Genomic DNA, 18,389 nt, shown 5'->3' on the forward strand with positions numbered 1-18,389 from the left:
GTCGTCTCCGCGCCGTCAGTTCCGGGAATCGGCCACGAAGCCGGTGCCGAACATGCGTAGCCAGTTGCCGCCGGAGATGAGCTCGACCTCGCTCTCGCTGAACCCGCGCTTGCGCAGGTGCTCCAGCACGGTGGCGTAGCCGCGGCCGGCGGCGAACCATTCGGGAAACTCGACGGGGCCGGAGATGGGCACCATGGGTTCACGGCTCCAGCGGCCCTGCCGCCACCAGTGGAGTTCCTCGTCGCCCTGTCCGGCGTAGTAGTCGGAGCCGAGCCCGACGTGCTCGACGCCGATCAGATCGACGGTGTAGGCGATCATGTCGCAGAACTGGGCGACGGTGCAGTCGACGCCGCTGGGCGCGATCCGCGGGTACATGCTCAGGCCGACGACGCCGCCGGATTCGGCCGCCTTCTTGAGGACCGTGTCGGATTTGTTGCGGAAGGCAAGTTCGACGTTCTCGCCGACGAATCCCCGGGGGTTGGCATGGGTGATGGCCACCGGCCGCTCGGACGCCTCCAGGGCTTCGAGTGAGGTGCGCTCATTGCAGTGGGAGACGTCGATGAGCATGCCCACCCGGTTCATCTCCCGGATCAGATTGATCCCGTAGGTGCGGGAGAGTCCGGCGTCGTCGCCCTCCCAGCAGCCCGCGCCCGCGGAGTTCTGGGTGTTGTAGGTGAGCTGGGCGATGCGCACCCCGGCCTGGTGGAAGGCACCGACGAGGTCGAGATCGTCCTCGAAGGGGCTGCTGTTCTGGAATCCGAGGACGACGGCGGTACGGCCGTCGCTGCCGGCCGCGCGGATGTCGTCGGCGGAGCGGCCCTCCCGGAGGAGGTCGGCGTTCTCCGCGAGCAGCCGCTGCCAGCGGCCGACCTCGCGCATGGTCTCGGTGGAGTCCTCCCAGATCGCGACGGTGGCGTGGACGCCGGCTATCCCGGCGGCGTGCCACTCCTCGAATCGCTCGCGGGCGGGCTTGACGAACTGCAATGCGTCTACCAGCACGTTCTTTCCTCTTCTGACGGGTCGGCCGCGTGGTCCGGGCGGGGTGACGGCCCGGCGGTGCGGCGCGGTGTGACGGTGGGGGGTGCGGGGTCGGTGTCCCCGGCCGGGCGGGGACGTCCGGACCGGTGTCAGGTGAGCCGGCCGAGGCGGCCGAGCTGCGGGATCTCGTCGCGGAGCCCCAGGGTCCGCAGGGCGCTCCAGAGGGATGCCTGATTGCTGGTCACCACGGGCCGTCCCGTGTCCATTTCGAGGTACGGCAGGATCTCGAAGGTCCGGTAGGTGCCGCAGGAGATCAGCAGCGCGTCGGCGTCGGGGGCGGCTCTGTGCAGTCTGCGCCCGAGCCGGTAGGCGCTGTCCGCGTCGTGGACGCTGGCCTCGTAGGGGTCGGTCATCTGGAGCCCCTCCATCACGGGCACCTCGAAGCCGACGGCCGTGAGGTACGCGCGCAGCGCCTCGTTGACCTCGTCCGTGTAGATGCTGCCGACGGCGACCGAGGTGGCGCCCACGGCGCGCAGGGCGTCGACAGTCGCCCGCATCATCGTGATCGCGGGAATCCCGGTCTCGGCCTTGATCTCGTCGGTGACCTTCTCGTCGGTGCCGGGGCCCGGTATGAAGGTGCCGGGCGCGCCGCACTGCACGATCAGGTCGACCTTCGCGGTGGCGAGCTGGCGGGACGCCTCCAGCACCTGGCCCATCATTTCGCGCAGCCCCTCCGCGTCGACGCGGGGAACGATGGTCCGGGCGTCGGCGAAGGCCACACCGGTGGGCGCGACCGAGCGCCACTCCTCTGCTCCTTCGATCGCGGTCGCCGGTCGGATCTGACCGATTCGTGCACGCCAGCCGAGCATCATGAGGCATTCCTCCTGGAATGTGCCGTATATGCGGAAGGTGAGAGTGTCGAGCAGTGGTGGAGTCCACCGGGACTGATGTGGTGCACGGATTCTGCTGTGTGGAACGTCACCCGTGTAGCGGCAAAGGTCCCGTTTTCCCCTGGGATCGACCGGGGCCGGCACCGCCGCGAAGCAATCTGGGACAGTGGACCAGATTTGTTTGGGACACCGTACCCACGGGTTTCAGCCAGGTCAATGGTCAGGTTTTCGGGCAGGGGATGGCGCGGGGCGCCGGCCCCGGACACAGCCGGCCCGCCGGGGTCCGGGCGGGCACGGCGGTTCGCAGCGCGGGCCCATCGGAGTTCGGCGCGTGGCCGCCGGAAGAGGTCACGCCGTCACGGCGCAGTGAGAGGCACGCCGGAGAGGGCTCCCGACGCCGCCGTTCGCCGGGAGCCGGGCCCGCCGGCGGGCCCGGAAGGACACGGCAGGCAGGGACTGCCGCGACGTACGGGAAGGGCTCGGGGCATGCGGTCCGGCGCGGTGATCGCAGGGGACCGGGGCGCCGGGTGCCGGGGCAGCGGCCCGGGGGTCAGGCGGGCTGGCGCCAGCGGATGGCGATCTGGGCCGCCGCCGCCCGGAGGGTCGGGACCAGTTCGGCCATGCGCCGGTCCGCGAGCCGCGCCTCCGGGCCGTAGATGCTCAGCGCCGCGGTGACCGTACCCTGTGTCGCGATGGGCACGGCGACCCCGCACCCGCCCGTGATCCACTCGCCGCGACTGAAGGCGTACCCCCGCTCACGAGCGGCCGTCACCCGGTCGGCGATCTCCGTCGCGACGGTCGCGCCGACCGTGGAGGCATGCTCGCGCACCAGGTGTTCCAGCTGGGCTTCGGGCAGCATCGACAGCAGCACCCGGCCCGTCGCGCCGGAGAAGAGCGAGTAGGGACGGCCGACCCCCGTGATCAGACGGAGCGGCTGAGAACTCTCCACCTCGTACACCGTCACCCGGCGCCCGTCCACAACGGCGGAAACACACGCGGTCTCGCCCGTCGCGGCGGCGATGCGGGCCGTCGCCTCCGAGGCGGCGCTCACCAGGTCGCTGTTGGCGGCGTGCCGCCAGGCCAGCGTGAGCGCGGCCGGGCCGATCACGTACTTGCGGGAGTTCTCATCCATGACAGCGAGCCCGACGCGCTCCAGAGAGGCGAGGATCCGCTGGGTGGAACTCTTGCTGATCTCCAGATCCCGGCTCAGCTCACGTACCCCGCGCGGCCGGTCGGCCTCGGCGATCGTTTTGAGCACCAGCAGGGCATGGTCCACGATCTGCACCGTGCTCGCGGGGGACGTCCGTTCCCCTGCCGTCCCCGCCGCCGACGCTCCGGTCCGCGAGGCAGCCTCCGCCGGCTCCGGCCCCTGTCCGTCCGCCATGGGGTCGGTCCTCTCGCTCGGGAAGCACGGCCCGGTGTGAGGGCGTCCCCACCGACGATCCGGCCCCTGCCTGCGCGTTGCATGAATAATCGCTCGCGATTATCACACAGTGGCCCCACCTCGTCCTGTACCGCTGCCACCGCGCCGGCCGGTCACGGCAACGAGGCGGCAGGCGGGACGGCGGGCACCGGCAGGCAGCGAGGTGACGGATTGGCTCCGGGCAGAGCGGCGGTCGGAGCCGTGCCCGCGGTTCGGTGTGTTCCCCCACCGACCGGTGCACATCATGGTGGAACTGCCCATCCGATGCGGACGGAACACGGTGGACTCCACCGGAGCGCCCGGGTGGTTCCATCGTCCGGTGCTCAGCTCCGGCGGCGGCTCCGTGCGGTGCGCCACGGGTGCGGCTGTCCGCCGGGGTGCTGCCGGGATAACCGGCGTGGCCGCCGGGCCGGGGGCGGTTCCGGCGCCGGGTAGAGCGCCCGGCGCAGCCGGGATGCGTCGGCGAGCTGCTCCAGGCGCTCGATACGCCGGTCCAAGTCCTCGGCGAGCAGCTTCAGGTACTCCGGCGTGACGCGGGGCGGGGTCGGATCGGCCATGCGGGTCTCCGGTACTCAAGGGTGGTCGGTTCTCCCGCACCCTCGCCTGGCCCGCACGTCTGCGGGGGGGGGGGGCGGCCGGTCGCGTCCCGGCAGCTGGCGTGGTGACTTCGGTCCCCGTCCCGCCCGGCGGTCTCGGCCGCCCGGCAGCAGTACCGAACGTCGCGGCGGCCGACAGCCGCTTCGGCCAGGCTGCGGCTGCGGGCCTCGGCGTCCGCGGCGAGCTTGGCGAGGAAGGCGAGGCGTTCCGGGGAGGTCGTCCACGTCTCCGGATCGGTCGTCCGGCCCTCCGCATACTCCTGGGGCATCGCGGCCTGGAGATGGGCGTGGACGGCGGCCCGCTGTGCCGGGGCGAGCACGGCGTCCCGGCCGGGCTGGTCGACGGCGTGCGGCGGATCCGCCGCCCGGTCGCCGTGGTGGTCGTGTCCGGTGTGTGCCGCGGTCGATGCGGTCGCGGCTGCGTCCTGCGCGCCTGGTGCGATGCGGGCGGCGCGGATCGCGTTCTGCAGGGCGAGGCCAGCGACTTTGGCCCGCTCGTATCGGGTCGACTCCCGCGGCGGCTTCCCGTCGGCGCCGGCGATGAACCACCGGTCAGGCCCGGCGAAGTCGGCGGTGTGGGTGATCAGATCGGGTGCCGGGGTCCGGCGGACGGGCTGGGGGACGGTCAACCGGCGGGAGTGGCGGGCGAGGGCCTGGTCGGCGATGTAGTCGTCGAGGCCGGGCGGGAACGGGCGGCCGCGCAGGGTCTCCAGCAGATGACGCCGGGCCTCGGCCAGGACATGGCGGCGGTTGAACGTGCGGCGGACGGTGTGGACGACGGCTGCGACATCGATGGCGGCGAGGGCGGTGTCCACCAGCGGGCGGACCCTCGCCCGGATCACCGCGGCGGCCGTGCGGCAGCGTTCCAGCAGCCCGGCGATCATCACCTGGCCGAAACGGAGGATCGCGAAGGCACGCCACCACACCAGCAACTCCCGCAGGGGCTTGGGGGGCTTCTTGTCCGGGCGGGTGTCCTGCGCCGCCCACCACCCCAGCCCGTGCCGGGCGCGCTCGTCCGGCAGCCGCCCGTGCTTCTTGACGTACTCGTCGGTGATCGTCCCCAGAGCGTCCTCAATCCGCTGACGGCGGGTCGACTTCCACTCGATCAACTCGGCGTCCACGCCGGCTATCTCCATCACCGGCCGCAAACCCGGGGTCACCTCACGGGGAACCGTCGCCAGACCCAGCTCCTCGCACACCTCCGTCGTCATCGCGAGGGTGTAGAGCGTCCCGGCGGCCACCGCGTGCTGGTAGAGGCGTCGGGTGTCGAGCACGTACCAGGCACCGTCCGCGCGCTGGGCCCGGTTCAGGATCAGAAGGTGGTGGTGGAGCAAGGGGAATCCGTCGCGGTTGTCCCAATGCAGGAAGGACGCGGCCACCAGGCCCGGCGGTTGGCACGCTTCCTGCCAGAGGATCAGCGGATTTCCGCGACCTCGTCCTCCAGCCATGCGAGCGCCTTGGCGACGGCCCGCGCGTGCGCCCGCTCGATCACCTCCCGGGTCCGCTCGTCACCCAGCACCCACAGCACGATCAGCGACGCCTGCGGCCGGAACACGAACTCCAAACCGAGCAGCGGCACCAGGTCCCGCTGCTCGATCTCCTCGACCGGCTGCCCAGCACCGTCGCCAGCCGCGCCTCCTCCGGGGTGACGCCGTCAGGCAGACGCTCCCGCTCCAGCCGCTCCGCATTCGGATGCCGCAGCTCCCCGAACAGCAGCTCCCGCCCCCCACCACCGACCCCGCCACCAGCCCCAGCCCCAGCCCCGCAAGGCCGCGACCCATCCACACCCCGGGCGGACCCCCGCCTGCTCCTGGGCGTCCTTCAGCGACTGACCGACCGGACGGCGGCCGTCCCCGAACGCGACTCCGCGGACGAAGTACCGCCAGGCGTTACGGCTCTGAATCTTCGCGACACTCAGCATCCCCCCAGCAGATACCGGCTCTGACCTGCGGAAAAGCACGATCCCGTGGGGCGGGAGGGTCCACCGGACATTCACCGCCGATCCCGCACGGCGGGACCCGCCAGCGGCATCACGCCCACCGAGCGGACAGCAGAGGGCCAGGCAAATGCTGCGCGGCAACCACCACACCAGCCCTACCAGCCACGAAAACGCCAAGTAGACGACTTCTTCGCCACACCGCGCCTGTCTACATGCCACTCCCCCACCGATGACCAAAGACCTCCCGCCCCGCACCACGTCACCAGCCACCGCCCCCACCCGAGCGAGATACCCCTCCACCCCCAGCAACCGCCGGGGGCCTTTCGTGCTGCCTGGAGGACACCGTGCCCACGTACGAGGCTCTGTACCGCTTCACCGCCGACCACCGCACCGGCCAGGGCTTCCGTCCCGGGCTCCGCATGAAACGCGTACGAACCACGCCGGGCGGGTACGAACTCTCCTGGTCCATGGGCGCCGGATGTCCGGGGCGCGCCACTTGGGCATACGGCACACCGGTACGACCCGGCGAGCAGCACATCATCTGGCGGCGTATCGGTACCCACGACATCCTCACCGGCCCCTGACCCGCCCCGGATGATCCACCATAAACCTGTGCACAACGAACACACCTGCGTACCTCAGCCGCAGCGGCATCACCCTGCCGCGGCCGACCGCGTGGAGGGAAGGGCATGAGCGTCAACAGGCTGACCGCCGACGATGTGGGCTGGGGACTCTGCGGCACCGACCCCGGCCGGGGCTGACGGGTGCCCGAGACGACCGGCCCAGCAGAACCAGGATCCCCTGCCGGGCGGAACAGGGGCCGGCTCCGTTGCCCTGCTGTCGCGACGGCAGCGCAGCCGGCCCGCGCCGGAAGACCCGGCGAGGATCCCGCACCAGCCGGTCCTCACCCCGAGGTGAAGCAGGCACGCAGCAGCACCGCGGACAGCGGCTCGTGGTCGGCGGTGCCGAGCGGGCCCTCGAACGGCGAGTGCGGCACGGGCGACAGCGCCTGTGGTGCGCACCCGGTGACGTCGGCCGCGTCTGTACCCGTGTGAGTAGGCTGGGCTGGTGTCTGAACTCCTGGCGTTGCACGACTACTTCGTCCGCTGTGTGGAGAGGTCCGACAAAGTCGGCTTCTCGCTCCGGGACGGCAGGGAGTTCCTCGGCTGGGTGGTCGAGGTGGAGGAGGGCCGGATCCTTGCCTCCTGGGCTCCGGGCCCCTTTGACGACCCTGTGGACGACGGCGACGGGGAAAGTGGCGACGAGTGGGTGACGTACACATCGATCCGCCCCGGCACGATCGGCCACTATGACTGGACGGTGCGCCGCTGGGTGACCATGCCCGGCTGAACCGCACGGCTCGGCAGAGAGTTGCGGAGTGTCAGGAAGAGCGGTTCCTCCAGCTCCAGCAGACCGTCGAGGGCATCGGGCACGACGGGCAGCAGCCGGGTGCAGGTGGAAGGCGCCGGTCCCTCTTCAGGTAAACGGCCGGTTACGGGAAGTCACCGGCGTGCCCAACCTCTCTCCACCTCCCCCCCTGCCAACTGCCGGCTGTTCGCCTTCCGGCGAAGTCGTTCCCCGCCCGCCGCCTCGCCGTGTCTGCCCTCCGTCGCGGGCAGCCCGTACGCACGAACCTGTTCACGGGTCAGGAGCACTCGCTCAGGCCGGGCCCAGCAGTCGGTCCGGACGGCGAAGTCCCGCTCGGTCTTGCAGGTGAAGGGCATGCAGGCCAGTTAAGGCAGGCAGGGCACATTCTGCCCCGGTCATGCGGCGGTCCGGCGGTGTACGTCCGCGTGGGGTCCGTAGGTCCGTTGTGCTCACCGTGCCACGCACAGGCTGTCACCCGGCGGACCGATAGGCGCGGTTCGCGGTGGCGTACACGGAGGCGAGCAGGCTGAGCGCCTCGGCGCTGGGGCTGCCGTGTTCGGCATGGTAGATGATCAGCTGCTGGCCGGGGGCGTCCCGCACGTCGAATGCGTGGTGGGTGAGGGTCAAGCCACCGACGTCCGGGTGATGGAAGTGCTTGTGCTCCCGGGTCTTGCCGCGCACGGTGTGGGTGTTCCACAGCCGGGCGAAGTCCATGCTGTGTGTGCCGAGTTCGCCTACGAGAGCCCGCAGGCGCGGACTGCCAGGATCGGTGCCGGACGCCTGACGCAGGTGCCCCACCACCGTCTCGGCTGTCCGGTCCCATCGGGGGTGGAACGGCCGGCCTGCCGGGTCGAGGAAAACCATGCGGGCCAGGTTGTCCATAGCTTCAAAGGGAGAGTAGAGCGTCTCGGTCAGGGCGTTGGCGGCCAGGATGTCCAGGACCGGGTTGATGACGAACACCGGAGTGCTGGGGTAGCCATCCAGCAGGACGCGCAGGTCAGGGGCGATCTGGTCGGTGGCGGCGACAGGCCGCTGGGACGGTGCGGTTCGGGACAGTTGGTGAAGGTGTGCCCGGGCGTCGGTATCCAGCAGCAGCGTGCTGCTGAGCGCATCCACCACCTGTGCGGACGGGTGGCGTTCGCGGCCCTGTTCCAGCCGGGTGTAGTAGTCCGCGTTCACCCCTGCCAGTACGGCGACCTCTTCGCGGCGCAGCCCGGCGACCCTGCGCACGCCATGGCTCGGCATCCCGACCTCGTCCGGCCGCACGGCCGCACGGCGCGCCCGCAGGAACTCACCCAGCTGGTTGTCGGTCATGTGCCCAGGCTAGGCCGCGGGCCCGGTGTGCTGCCTGGGTGCGGTACACCCAGGCAGCACACGGCCTGGGCCGCCTGGAACAACTCGCCCAGACTCGGTGGCCGACCAAGGGATAAGGGGCAGTCATGCCGGACCAGACCATCAAGGTCGTAGCGATCACCGGTGCCAGCAGCGGGATCGGCGAGGCGACCGCCCGCCGGCTCGCCGCCGACGGCCACCGCCTGTTCCTGGGAGCACGGCGCACCGATCGATTGGGCCAACTCGTCACGGAGATCACCACCGCGGGCGGCACGGCGGCGATCCAGCGCCTGGACGTGACCGTGGCCGCCGACGTGCGGGGCTTCGTGGCAGCGGCCGAAGAGCGATACGGCCGTGTGGACGTGATGGTCAACAACGCCGGGGTGATGCCGCTGTCGCCGCTGGAGGCGCTCAGGACGGAGGAGTGGGACCGCATGATCGACGTGAACATGCGGGGTGTCCTGCACGGTATCTCCGCCGCCTTGCCCGTGATGCGCGCCCAAGGTGGCGGGCACATCGTGAACATCGCGTCCGTCGGCGCCCACGAGGTCTCTCCCACCGCCGCCGTGTACTGCGCCACCAAGTTCGCGGTCCGTGCGATCTCCGAGGGCCTGCGTCAGGAGTCCGCCGGTGACATCAGGGTCACGCTGGTCTCGCCGGGTGTCACGGAGTCCGAACTCGCCGACGGCATCGCGGACCCTGCCGCCCGGGCAGCCATGCGGACCTACCGCGCCGTGGCCCTGCCGGCGTCCGCGATCGCGGACGCCGTCGCCTACGCGATCTCCCAGCCGGCGCACGTCGACGTGAACGAGATCGTCGTACGACCTACGGCGAGCACCCAGTGACGGAAGGAACCGGAATGCTGCACACCCCCGCTCTCAACGACCTGACGCGCAGAATACGTGACCTGGAGGACCGGGACGCCCTGCACGCCCTCATGATCCGCGGCTGGCGGGCACTGGACCGCAAGGACTGGGGGACCTGGTCCGCCTGCTGGGCCGAAGACGCCGTACTCGAGTTCGGGCCCTGGCAGCGAATCCAGGGAAGGGAGGCCATCCGCGCGAAGGTGGAGGAGGCCGAGTCTCCTTACACGAGCATCCAGCACCACATCCTCAACATGCACGTAGACGTGGCGGGCGACCGGGCGACCGGCATCGGGTACATGTGGTTCGTCGCCGTCACCGCTCCGGGGAGGACCTCTGCCCCCTACTCCATGGGCGGGCCCTACGACTGGGAGTTCCGCCGTGACGGGGACGGATGGCTCTTGGCCCGACAACGGCTCGGGGTCTTGTGGACCGACGGCGACGACGCCCTGCGAGCCTTCGAACCGGAGTGACCGGAACTACGCGCGCGAGCGGCTGCCGCAGCTGGAGAAGGGCAAGGAGGCGGCCGAGGCCGCGTACACCGCCGCTCGCGGGAAGTCCCCGCGATGCCGGTGCCGCAGTTCCTCATCGTCGACGGCCCCTTCACCGGCCTCGGCAGCAGCCCCAAGGACCAGCGGACCGGGGCCGCCCTGCTCGACGGCCTGACAGACCTGGCCACCTCCGAGCACCCCTCGGGCGCCGGAGGGCAGGTCATCATCGCCTGCACCGAACTCCACGGCACCCCCGGACCGGCCGTCCGGGAAATCCACAACCAGCCTCGCGGACGGCGCAATCCCGGGCCTGCCACCCCGCCACTCCCCCACCGCACAGCAGCAGGTGGCCGCCCGTCCCGTCTCGAACAGGCATGGCTAAAGGGCGAGTTCCGCAAGGCCGAGGCTGGATGGGACGGGCCGCTCCACGGTTGTTGCAAGGCGGACTTCAGTGAGGAGGGCGGTACCAGGCGACGCGGATACTGCCCTGGAGCGCCTGACCGCTTCTACCTACTGGTGCTGGACTTCGGCACCCGCAATCATCAAATCCCCGACTCGGCACCGTCATGAGCCGCTACAGCGGGTTCAGGCCGCAGAGTCGCGGGTGGAGCAGGTCATGATGCCAGGAGCCGGTGAGCTGGTCGGGCAGCTGGGGACGGAGATCTCGTTGTACGAGCATGTCCTGGACATCGACGGCGAGGAACTGCCGCTCGTCGGGATCGCGGTACGGGTGGAGGCAGGCCGGAAGAGCGACCGCTTCCACGCGATCCTCCCGGACGGTACCGCCGGCGGCACCAGCTTCTCCACCCACCTCCCCATCGGCGTCTACGGAGCCTTCAAGGAGCACTGCAAGAAGCTCTCACTCCCCTACAACCAGGGCCTCGCCCAGTCCATCCGGCTCTGGCTGGACACCCACGCCATCCCCCGAGCCGCACCCAGGACGGAAGGCGCGCGCCGCATCATCATGGGCAACCAGAAGGGCGGCGTGGGCAAGACAGCGGTCTCCGCCGGCGTCGCCCAAGCGCTCGCCGAGCGGGGGCCCTCCGAGCCTCGGCTACTCCATGGACACCGCGCTCTACTACTCCCGGACCCGTGACAGCCGGGGACGGCGAAGGGCCCGAGTGCGCCCGCCCGGGAGCTGTTGAAGTTCAGCAGTCCGCGTGATCCGGCGGAAGTGGCCCGGTTCGTCGCGCTGCGGGTGCTGCACCCGGAGACCGACTACTGGCGCAGCGGTCTCGCCGCTGCGGCGCGGTATGCGAGGGAGGTCGCGAAGGATGGTGTGCTGCGGGTGCCGTACGACTACGTCACCCCCGAAGATGAGGGGTGGGTGCCGGGCGGGTTTCCGCAGGGGACGTGGCTGCGGAACCAGCGGACCGACTACCGGGCCGGGACCCTCGCGCCGGAACGGGTACGCGAGCTGGAAAAACTCGGGGTGGTCTGGTCGTGGTGGGCCGGGCTGGGTTTCTGCCCGGCCCACCACCGCTGTGTTGGTCAAACGGAGTCGTGCGTCTCCTGCGCCGGTCCGGTGGCTGGTGGCAGCCTGTGTTGGGCGCGGGTCCCGGTAGCGGGTTGGCCGGGTGTGAGCCCGGACCCGGTGGGTGGCGTCGGGTCCGGGCCGACCGGTGTGGTGGCTGCGGGTGGTCAGCAGCTGGTCGCGGTGTCTCCGGTGTCGACGGCGCAGGTGTCGCTGCCGAGGCCGCCGTCGGCGGTGTCGCCGCCCGCGCCGTCCTGGACGTCGATGCTGTCGTTGCCGAGGCTGCCGCTCATGGTGTCGGTGCCGTCCGTGTCGACGAGGACGTCGTTGCCGTTCTGGCCGTCGAGGTCGTCGTTGCCCGGCCCGCCGTAGACGTGGTCGTTACCGTTGTCGAACAGGTGGAGCAGCGACCCGAGGAGGGTCTCGCCGTAGTTGGTGTCGTTGCCGGCCTCGCCGTAGAGGTGGTCGGCGCCGTTGCCGCCTCCCATGATGTCGTTGCCGCCGCCCCCGCGGAGGACGTCGTCGCTGTTGCCTCCGTCGATGGTGTCGTTCCCGGGACCGCCGTAAAGGGTGTCACTGTTGTTGCCGCCATTGATGGTGTCGTCGCCACCCAGGCCGCAGATGACGTCACTGCCGTTGGTGCCGTTCAGGGTGTCGTTGCCGTTGGTGCCGGTGATCGTGCAGCCCAGGGAGTTGTCGACGGTGGTGTTCTGGGCGGCGGTGTTGTTGCCGGAGGCGGGGTCGCTCTGGTCGGCACCGGCGGTCGCGGTCGCGGTGACCGTCCCGGTCTCGGCCGGGGACAGCACGAGGGTGACGGTCGCGTCGGCCGAGGAGGCGAGGGTTCCGAGCGAGCAGGAGACGGTGGGCGCGGACACGCTGCACGACCCCTGGGAGGAGGTGGCGGACACGATCCCGGCGGAGGCGCCGGAGAGGGTCACCGTGGTGGTGGTGCCGGTCGCGGTGGCCGGGCCGTTGTTGGTGACGGTGACCGTGTCGGTGAACGTGGTCCCGAGCGGGGCCGGGTCGGCGGAGTCGGCGACCGACACTGCCAGGTCGGCGCCGGGGGTGATGTAGGTGTACTCGCCGGCCGGGACGGGGGTGCTGGTGCCGCCGGGGGTGGTGACCTGTACGTCGACCGTGCCCTCCGCATGCGCGGGGGCGGTGGCGGTGCAGGAGGTGTCGGTGCAGGACACGGCGGTGGCCGGGTTGCCCGGGCCGAAGGTGACCCCGGTGGCGCCGGTGAAGTTGGTGCCGGTCACCGTGACCACCGTCCCGCCCGCGGTGGTGCCGCTCGCGGGGCTGACCGAGGTGACGGTGGGCGGGTCCTGGGTGAAGACGAACACGATGGAGCCGTCGCCCGCGTTCGAGCCATTGACCAGGGTCGAGGTCGCACCGGGGTAGGTGCTGGTGATCAGACTGGAGCCGCCACCACCGGAACCCCCGGCACCGGCAAAGGAATTGCCGCCTGCGGTGCCGGTGCTGCCGCTGCCGCCCTGGCCCCCGGCCCCGTAGCCGGCCCCGCCTCCCCCGCCCGCGCCCGCCGGGGAGGGAACACCCAGCTGGCCGGGCTGCGCGTCGCCGTTGGGAAAGGTGCCCGGGGCGCCCGCGACCGAGGCGGTCTGGCCGATCCCGCCCGCGCCCCCGGCGCCGCCCGCCGTCGCGGTACCGGCCTTGCCCGAAACGCCGCCACCCGCGATCCCCCCGGTGCCGCCGCCACCGATGCCGTTGCCGCCGCTGTTGGCGCCTACGGACCCGCGGGGGGAGAAGACGCTGCCGGTGCCGCCGCCGCTGGCTCCGCCGCCGGACCCGGCGGTCAGCAGCGGAGTGCCGGTGTCGCCGGTCACCGCGACCAGATCCCCGCCGAGCCCGGCCGTGTTGGCCGCGGGCAGCCCGGATGCGGTGTCCAGGACACCCTTCCTGCCGACGGTCGCGTTCAGGACCTGCCCGGGGGTGACGGCCAGCGTGGCCACCACATGGGCCCCCTTGCCGCCGAGCACCCCGACCCCGTTGGCGGACCCACCGGCACCGTCCAGTGTCACCACCACACCGGAGACCGCCGGCGGAACGGCGACACTGCCGATACCCCCGGCCGAACAGGTGACCGTGATCGTGGCACCCGAGACCACCGGGGTCCCGCACACCCCCGCAGCCGACGCAGCCGGAGCCAGCGCCACCAGGCCGGCACCCGCGAGCGCGGACGCCGCGGCCAGGGCCACGATCCGTCCGGGCCATGACAGGCGCAATGGACGGGTCCGTGCTGACGAAGTCATGGACTTCACCCCTCTCATCGGTCCGCACCGCGGGGGCGGGCAACCAGCGGGCTCCCCTTCAACCACCGCGGCGCGGCAACGCAACGGCCGGAAGAACCACAGCCGCGAAGACAGGCGGGCACGTCGGCCTGGTAATCAACTCGGCTGGAAAACAGAGGACTTGGACATCAGGGCCGTCCCACAGACCATGGCACGGACGCAACACCGGCCGGAGGAGAACAGCCATACTGGCTGACAGAAAGACAAACTGCCCCCGCAGAGCGGCAGAAAGCATTCATAAATGGCTCCCATCCGATCAGATAGCAACAGGACCGACCACTCCCAACGGAGCGGAAGCTGGCCGGAACTCCTCGTTCCCGAGGCCCGCGAACGCCGGAGCCGGACCAGTCATCGCAGCCACCCTCACCTCCCCCAGGTGGCCACCGGTCCGAGATCACCGTGGAAGAATCCGACCTAAACGGCCGGTGACGGTGCCGTCGCCCTTTGCACCACTGCCTCCTCCCGCGCGGCTGTCCCCGCCCGGAGGATCCAGGTTGATCGGCGCCGGCGGGCTGCCGGGCCGCCGCAGCAGGCCCGGTCCTCGGTCGGCGGGGGTGGGAACCGCAGCGCCTTCTTCGCCCAGGACCGCGCCCGGGTCGCGGACTGTCTTACCGGTCTGGACACCGGCCGGCTGGAGCGCGTGCTGGCCCGGCTGGTCCTCAACCACGACGAGCTGTTCGACGACCTGGGCGAGTCGTCCATGGCGGTGCGCGGAGTTGATCCGGATCTCGAAGGGCCGAGCTGGACTGCCTGCGACCAAGACGGTCCACGGACACCGAACTCGGCCGCCGTGCATGTGTGTGGCCGGACTGTCCCGGAGACCGCCGACCGAGGATATGCCGATGTGGAGCCTCCGCCCTGCGCCTTCATCCTCGGGACGACCGCCCTGCGCCCGTAGAACACCCCGTGAGATTCACAGCGATCACCGCATTCCACTTCGCGGTGGTGAACTTCTCGATGGGTTCCACGTTCGCGATGACCGCGTTGTTCACCGTCCAGGGCGCCGTAGGTGTCCGCCGCCTTCCGGCGGTGAGTCCGGTGAAAGGACGCGCCCGGTGCCAGGGGGCGCGCCTATCGTGCGATATCGGCGATGGCTGTGAGGGCGGTGTCGATGTCCCGGGCTGAATTCATGATGCCGGTGCCGATACGCGGCCACGGTGTGCTGTTCTGTGGCAGGACGGGCAGGGCGGAGAGCCGGATCCGCTTCTCCGCGGCGCGGGAGATGACCTGCGCGGCGGTGAGGCCGCGGACGCTGAAGCACGTGATGCCCGCCGACATCTCCGGGTCCGCCGGGGTGTGCACGGTCACTCCGGGGATTTCGGACAGTCCGTGTTTGGCGCGGGTGGACAGGCGTGTGATGCGGTCCGCGACCCGGGCGCGGCCGAGCTGCTGGTGGAAGGCGACAGCGGTCGGCAGCGCGAAGGCGTGCTCGAAGGCGAGGTATCCGCCGGGGGAGAGCGGTGCCGCGCCACCGCTGAAGATGAAGGTGGCGAACGTCGGCCGGAGCTGGTCGAGCACCTCGGGGGAAACCCAGACCAGTCCGGTTCCGCGCGGCCCGAAGAGCCACTTGTGTGTGCCGGAGACCAGGATGTCGGCCCCCAGGCGCGCCCCGTCCTGGTCGACCGCGGCCAGCCCGTGCACGCCGTCGACGACGAGTAGACAGCGGTCGGCCTCCGCGCGTCCCTGATTGGCCTCGCGTACGACATCGGCGATCCGGCGCAGTGGCATCCGCACTCCTGTGCCGGACTGCACCCAGGTGATGCCCAGCACCCGTGTCTCGGGGCGAATCCGATCGCGCAGGGCGCGGATGATCTCATCGGCCGTGGCCCGGGCGGAGTCGCGGAACCATGAGGTGGTCCGCACCTCGGCACCGTGTTTCTCCGCCGCCAGTTGGGCCGCGAGCAGATGGGACGGATGATCGTCGGCGCTGAGCAGGAACTCCTGACCAGGGCGCGTCCGCACCCCGTTGTAGACAACGCCGAGCCCGATGGTGGTGCTGGCGGTCATCGCGAGGTGCTCGGGCCGCCCTCCCAGGTAGCCGGCCAGAGATGCCAGGACACGCGGCCACCCGGTCGGGCCGTCCGGCAGCGACAGCCCTCCGGGGGCCGCCAGAGGGTTGGCGTCGATCTGACGGCTCAGATGCGCCACCGCCTCACGGACGACCCTGGGATGCGATGCCAGGTGGTACATCGCCAGGTGAGTCCAGCCGGGCTCCAGCCGGAACTGTGCCCGCACCGCGTCCCAGTCCGGCCGTCCGCCGGCCATGACGGGCGGCGCTCCCGCCGTGCCGGGACCTGCCGCCCGGGCGAGTCCGCCCGACGCGGCAACGGCGGCGGCCCCGACCGGCCCGGCCGCCAGCAGATGCCGTCTGCTCACGCTCACCATCGCCACTCCCCAACTCCGCGCACAACCCGGCCCCGAGGGGGCACAACCCGAGCCACCCTAGGACGCGTTCCACGCCATATTCAGAGAACAGCGCACAAATGGCCGACACTGGACACATGTCCGAGCCGATGCCGATCCGGTCTTTCTCGTCGCTGTCCGGGGTGGCGGGCGGTCTCCGGCCGGGAAGACAGCCCGGCCGGAGACAGAAGCTGCCCCGGGGCGATCCCGGGGCGTGAGCAGCGGTCAGGGTGTGTCGCCCACGTAGGGGAAGCGGCACACCACACCCGGGCCGGCGGCCGGGCGCGGGGCGTCAGGGAGCGGGTCGTACAGCACCTGGCCGCCCGGCCACCGCCCCAGCCCGGTCATCAGGGCGGCGCCGTCGCCTGTCTCTTCCGGCCGCCAGCCGGTGATGTCGAGCAGCGGTCCGTCCAGCGGCCCGCCGACCAGGACGGCGTACCTCTGGTGCGGCAGCGGGCCCGGGTGGGGATGGTCGTGGCCGTACACCTGGCCGTGCAGCAGCTGCTCGTCATCGGCGTTCATCCGGCCGGCCTCCCTGCCACCACCCACGGCGGAAGGCCGGCGGCACCCGATCCTTCGGTGTCTCCCGCCGGGGTGGAAGCACCCGACGTCGACCGGCGTCCGCCACGTACGCCCCCTCCTGTAGTACGCGCCGTGGACCACACTGCCGGTGCGCACCGGCAGTGTGGTCCACGGCACCGTGTTCGGCCACGACGGCCCGGCTCTGCCGGCCTTGCCTAGGTGAGGCCGAGGAGTGCGATGACGCCGAGCCCAAGGGCGAACAAACCGAGGAACCACAAGAGCCACTGCTGCGGGGGGCACCATTCACGCGCGATCAACACAGCGAGGAAAATCCCGAACGCAGGGCCCAGCATGGCCAGGATCACGACTTCGAAGTCGGCTATACCGTTCTGAGCGGGCATGATCCCTCGCAGGTCCATACACGTCGAACTAACCACAGAACGCGGCCACTTGTAGACGATACCCCCCGCTACACCGCACCAGGGCGCGCCACGAGCGGGCGGGCCTTCGATCTCACACCCCTTGGCCGGAACCGTGCTCTGGAGCACGTCGACGCCGAGACCGCGTCGTACGAACGGAAGCGCCATCCCAGGCCCGCCACCCCCCTGAACCTGCGGACCGGCCCAGGTGGACAGAGGGAGGAGAAATCTCCGGCCGCTGTCCACAGGCCCCGCGCCGGAGGCTTGCCGAGTCGCCGCCGTGATCAGCATGGCGGCCGTACGACAGGAGCACCCGTGCCCAAGACCACTGGCCTCGCGCCTCTCACGCCGGACGCTGTGATCAGCGCCTTCAACTACCTCCACGCGGTCCAGGCCGACGATGCCGAAGCCGTCGGCGGGTTCGCCGCCGCCGAGCCGCGGATGCCCACGCTCCTCGTCGACATCGCCACCCGGGTCGTCATCCCCGTCACCACATTTCCCGGCCCCGGCACGGACACCGCGTGCGCGGACACCTTCACTCTCGAAGCACTCGGACGCGTCTTCCTGAGCACGGCACGGACACATCATCAGCTGGAAAGGGTTCGCCTCCCACCTGACCGAGACCTGTACGTCCGACGCCCCCCACATGATCACGGACGTGGTCACCACCCACGACAGCCAGGTCCTGCCCGGCATCCACGCCCGCCTGTCCCGCCGCAGGCTGCTGCCCGCAGAGCACCTGGTCGACGTCGGCTACACCTCCCTGCCCCATCTGGAGCAAGCCGCCCGGCAGCACCAGGTCACCGTCTCCGGACCGCTGAAGACCAACCCCACCCGCCAGCACCACCGAGACGAGGGCTTCGCCAGGGACGACTTCCACATCGACTACGGCAAGCAGCAGGTCACCTGCCCCCAGGGCCAGATCAGCGCGGGCTGGCACGGCCCCAACCCGACTTCCTCGCCCACCGCGGCACCTCTGATCGTGTGGCGTGGTTCACCAAGAGCCAGTGCCGCCCCTGCCCGGACCCAGTGCACCAGCAGCGCCGAGAACGCCAGCACCGTGGGCTTTCCCCCATGAAAACTCCGCGACCTGCAACTCCGCGTCCGTACCGAGCAACAGACACCTGGGTGGGTCCTCGGGCCGGGAGGACCGGCGTCGGCGGAGGGCGTCCAGGGCTTGGCTCTGGGGATCTCCTGTTGGGTCTGACCGACCCGCCCATGAACCCGGCTACCTCCTGGTCGATAATGCGGGCGTGAGCGAGCGAGCCCTTCCTCTTCCACCCGAGCACATACCCGCCGGGACCGTAGCGTGGCGGTCCGCCGACGCCCGAGCGTGGTCGGAGGCGATGCCGGGGAGGTGGGCCCATCCCCTGTTCGCGGCG

18 protein-coding genes and 1 pseudogene are annotated in these 18,389 nt (G+C 71.0%); 8 read left to right on the forward strand and 11 right to left on the reverse strand.

Annotated features, from left to right (window positions below):
* Positions 1-15 precede the first annotated feature (15 nt).
* From ABD371_RS31135 to ABD371_RS31160, 6 genes are all read right to left on the reverse strand, one after another.
* Positions 16-999: a dipeptidase gene (locus ABD371_RS31135; RefSeq protein WP_344484389.1), complete on the reverse strand. Its 984-nt coding sequence runs from the start codon at positions 997-999 to the stop codon at positions 16-18.
* A 128-nt stretch (positions 1,000-1,127) separates the two neighbouring features.
* Entirely contained in the window at positions 1,128-1,850 is a 723-nt protein-coding gene (locus ABD371_RS31140; RefSeq protein WP_344484392.1) for a maleate cis-trans isomerase family protein, read from the reverse strand.
* Positions 1,851-2,418: 568 nt separating this feature from the next.
* Complete coding sequence (locus ABD371_RS31145; RefSeq protein WP_344484395.1) at positions 2,419-3,252, reverse strand: IclR family transcriptional regulator; 834 nt, start codon at positions 3,250-3,252, stop codon at positions 2,419-2,421.
* A gap of 362 nt (positions 3,253-3,614) precedes the next feature.
* Entirely contained in the window at positions 3,615-3,848 is a 234-nt protein-coding gene (locus ABD371_RS31150) for a hypothetical protein (RefSeq protein WP_344484398.1), read from the reverse strand.
* On the reverse strand, positions 3,806-5,335 hold the full coding sequence (gene mobF, locus ABD371_RS31155) for a MobF family relaxase (protein WP_344484401.1): 1,530 nt from the start codon (positions 5,333-5,335) through the stop codon (positions 3,806-3,808). Before mobF ends, ABD371_RS31150 begins: the two co-directional genes overlap by 43 nt.
* Complete coding sequence (locus ABD371_RS31160; RefSeq protein ID WP_344484404.1) at positions 5,302-5,466, reverse strand: relaxase domain-containing protein; 165 nt, start codon at positions 5,464-5,466, stop codon at positions 5,302-5,304. Before ABD371_RS31160 ends, mobF begins: the two co-directional genes overlap by 34 nt.
* Before the next feature lie 704 nt (positions 5,467-6,170).
* On the opposite strand from ABD371_RS31160, the gene ABD371_RS31165 reads away from it, so the two are divergent.
* Positions 6,171-6,410: a hypothetical protein gene (locus ABD371_RS31165; protein ID WP_344484407.1), complete on the forward strand. Its 240-nt coding sequence runs from the start codon at positions 6,171-6,173 to the stop codon at positions 6,408-6,410.
* A 484-nt stretch (positions 6,411-6,894) separates the two neighbouring features.
* Positions 6,895-7,176, forward strand: a complete 282-nt coding sequence (locus ABD371_RS31170; RefSeq protein WP_344484410.1) for a hypothetical protein — start codon at positions 6,895-6,897, stop codon at positions 7,174-7,176.
* A gap of 489 nt (positions 7,177-7,665) precedes the next feature.
* Here ABD371_RS31170 and ABD371_RS31175 read toward each other — a convergent pair whose 3' ends face one another.
* On the reverse strand, positions 7,666-8,508 hold the full coding sequence (locus tag ABD371_RS31175) for a helix-turn-helix transcriptional regulator (RefSeq protein ID WP_344484413.1): 843 nt from the start codon (positions 8,506-8,508) through the stop codon (positions 7,666-7,668).
* A 125-nt stretch (positions 8,509-8,633) separates the two neighbouring features.
* Here ABD371_RS31175 and ABD371_RS31180 point away from each other — a divergent pair, with 125 nt between their 5' ends.
* The 5 genes and pseudogenes from ABD371_RS31180 to ABD371_RS31200 form a co-directional block, all read left to right on the forward strand.
* Positions 8,634-9,371 carry an SDR family oxidoreductase gene (locus tag ABD371_RS31180; protein WP_344484416.1) on the forward strand — a complete coding sequence of 246 codons (738 nt, stop codon included), beginning with the start codon at positions 8,634-8,636 and terminating at the stop codon, positions 9,369-9,371.
* Positions 9,372-9,385: 14 nt separating this feature from the next.
* The gene (locus ABD371_RS31185; RefSeq protein ID WP_344484419.1) at positions 9,386-9,862 is read left to right on the forward strand and encodes a nuclear transport factor 2 family protein; all 477 of its coding nucleotides are present in this window, start codon (positions 9,386-9,388) and stop codon (positions 9,860-9,862) included.
* Positions 9,863-9,955: 93 nt separating this feature from the next.
* Positions 9,956-10,450 (forward strand): hypothetical protein, encoded by a 495-nt coding sequence (locus ABD371_RS31190; protein WP_344484422.1) that lies wholly within the window; start codon positions 9,956-9,958, stop codon positions 10,448-10,450.
* Between the two features lie 46 nt (positions 10,451-10,496).
* Positions 10,497-10,976, forward strand: a complete 480-nt coding sequence (locus ABD371_RS31195) for a ParA family protein (RefSeq protein ID WP_344484425.1) — start codon at positions 10,497-10,499, stop codon at positions 10,974-10,976.
* Positions 10,977-11,078: 102 nt separating this feature from the next.
* Positions 11,079-11,303 (forward strand): annotated as a pseudogene (locus tag ABD371_RS31200) (helicase associated domain-containing protein); the annotation flags it as partial.
* A 218-nt stretch (positions 11,304-11,521) separates the two neighbouring features.
* On the opposite strand, the gene ABD371_RS31205 reads toward ABD371_RS31200, so the two are convergent.
* The 4 genes from ABD371_RS31205 to ABD371_RS31220 all read right to left on the reverse strand — a co-directional run bounded on the left by ABD371_RS31205 (position 11,522) and on the right by ABD371_RS31220 (position 16,989).
* On the reverse strand, positions 11,522-13,624 hold the full coding sequence (locus ABD371_RS31205; RefSeq protein WP_344484427.1) for a calcium-binding protein: 2,103 nt from the start codon (positions 13,622-13,624) through the stop codon (positions 11,522-11,524).
* 1,110 nt (positions 13,625-14,734) lie between these two features.
* Positions 14,735-16,045 carry an aminotransferase class V-fold PLP-dependent enzyme gene (locus ABD371_RS31210; protein WP_344484429.1) on the reverse strand — a complete coding sequence of 437 codons (1,311 nt, stop codon included), beginning with the start codon at positions 16,043-16,045 and terminating at the stop codon, positions 14,735-14,737.
* Between the two features lie 246 nt (positions 16,046-16,291).
* Positions 16,292-16,588 carry a hypothetical protein gene (locus ABD371_RS31215; RefSeq protein WP_344484431.1) on the reverse strand — a complete coding sequence of 99 codons (297 nt, stop codon included), beginning with the start codon at positions 16,586-16,588 and terminating at the stop codon, positions 16,292-16,294.
* Positions 16,589-16,803: 215 nt separating this feature from the next.
* Complete coding sequence (locus ABD371_RS31220; RefSeq protein WP_344484433.1) at positions 16,804-16,989, reverse strand: hypothetical protein; 186 nt, start codon at positions 16,987-16,989, stop codon at positions 16,804-16,806.
* A 664-nt stretch (positions 16,990-17,653) separates the two neighbouring features.
* On the opposite strand from ABD371_RS31220, the gene ABD371_RS31225 reads away from it, so the two are divergent.
* Complete coding sequence (locus tag ABD371_RS31225; protein WP_344484436.1) at positions 17,654-18,085, forward strand: hypothetical protein; 432 nt, start codon at positions 17,654-17,656, stop codon at positions 18,083-18,085.
* The last annotated feature ends 304 nt before the right edge of the window (positions 18,086-18,389 follow it).

Origin of the sequence: Streptomyces amakusaensis (assembly GCF_039532665.1) — a bacterium.
Classification (GTDB): domain Bacteria; phylum Actinomycetota; class Actinomycetes; order Streptomycetales; family Streptomycetaceae; genus Streptomyces; species Streptomyces amakusaensis.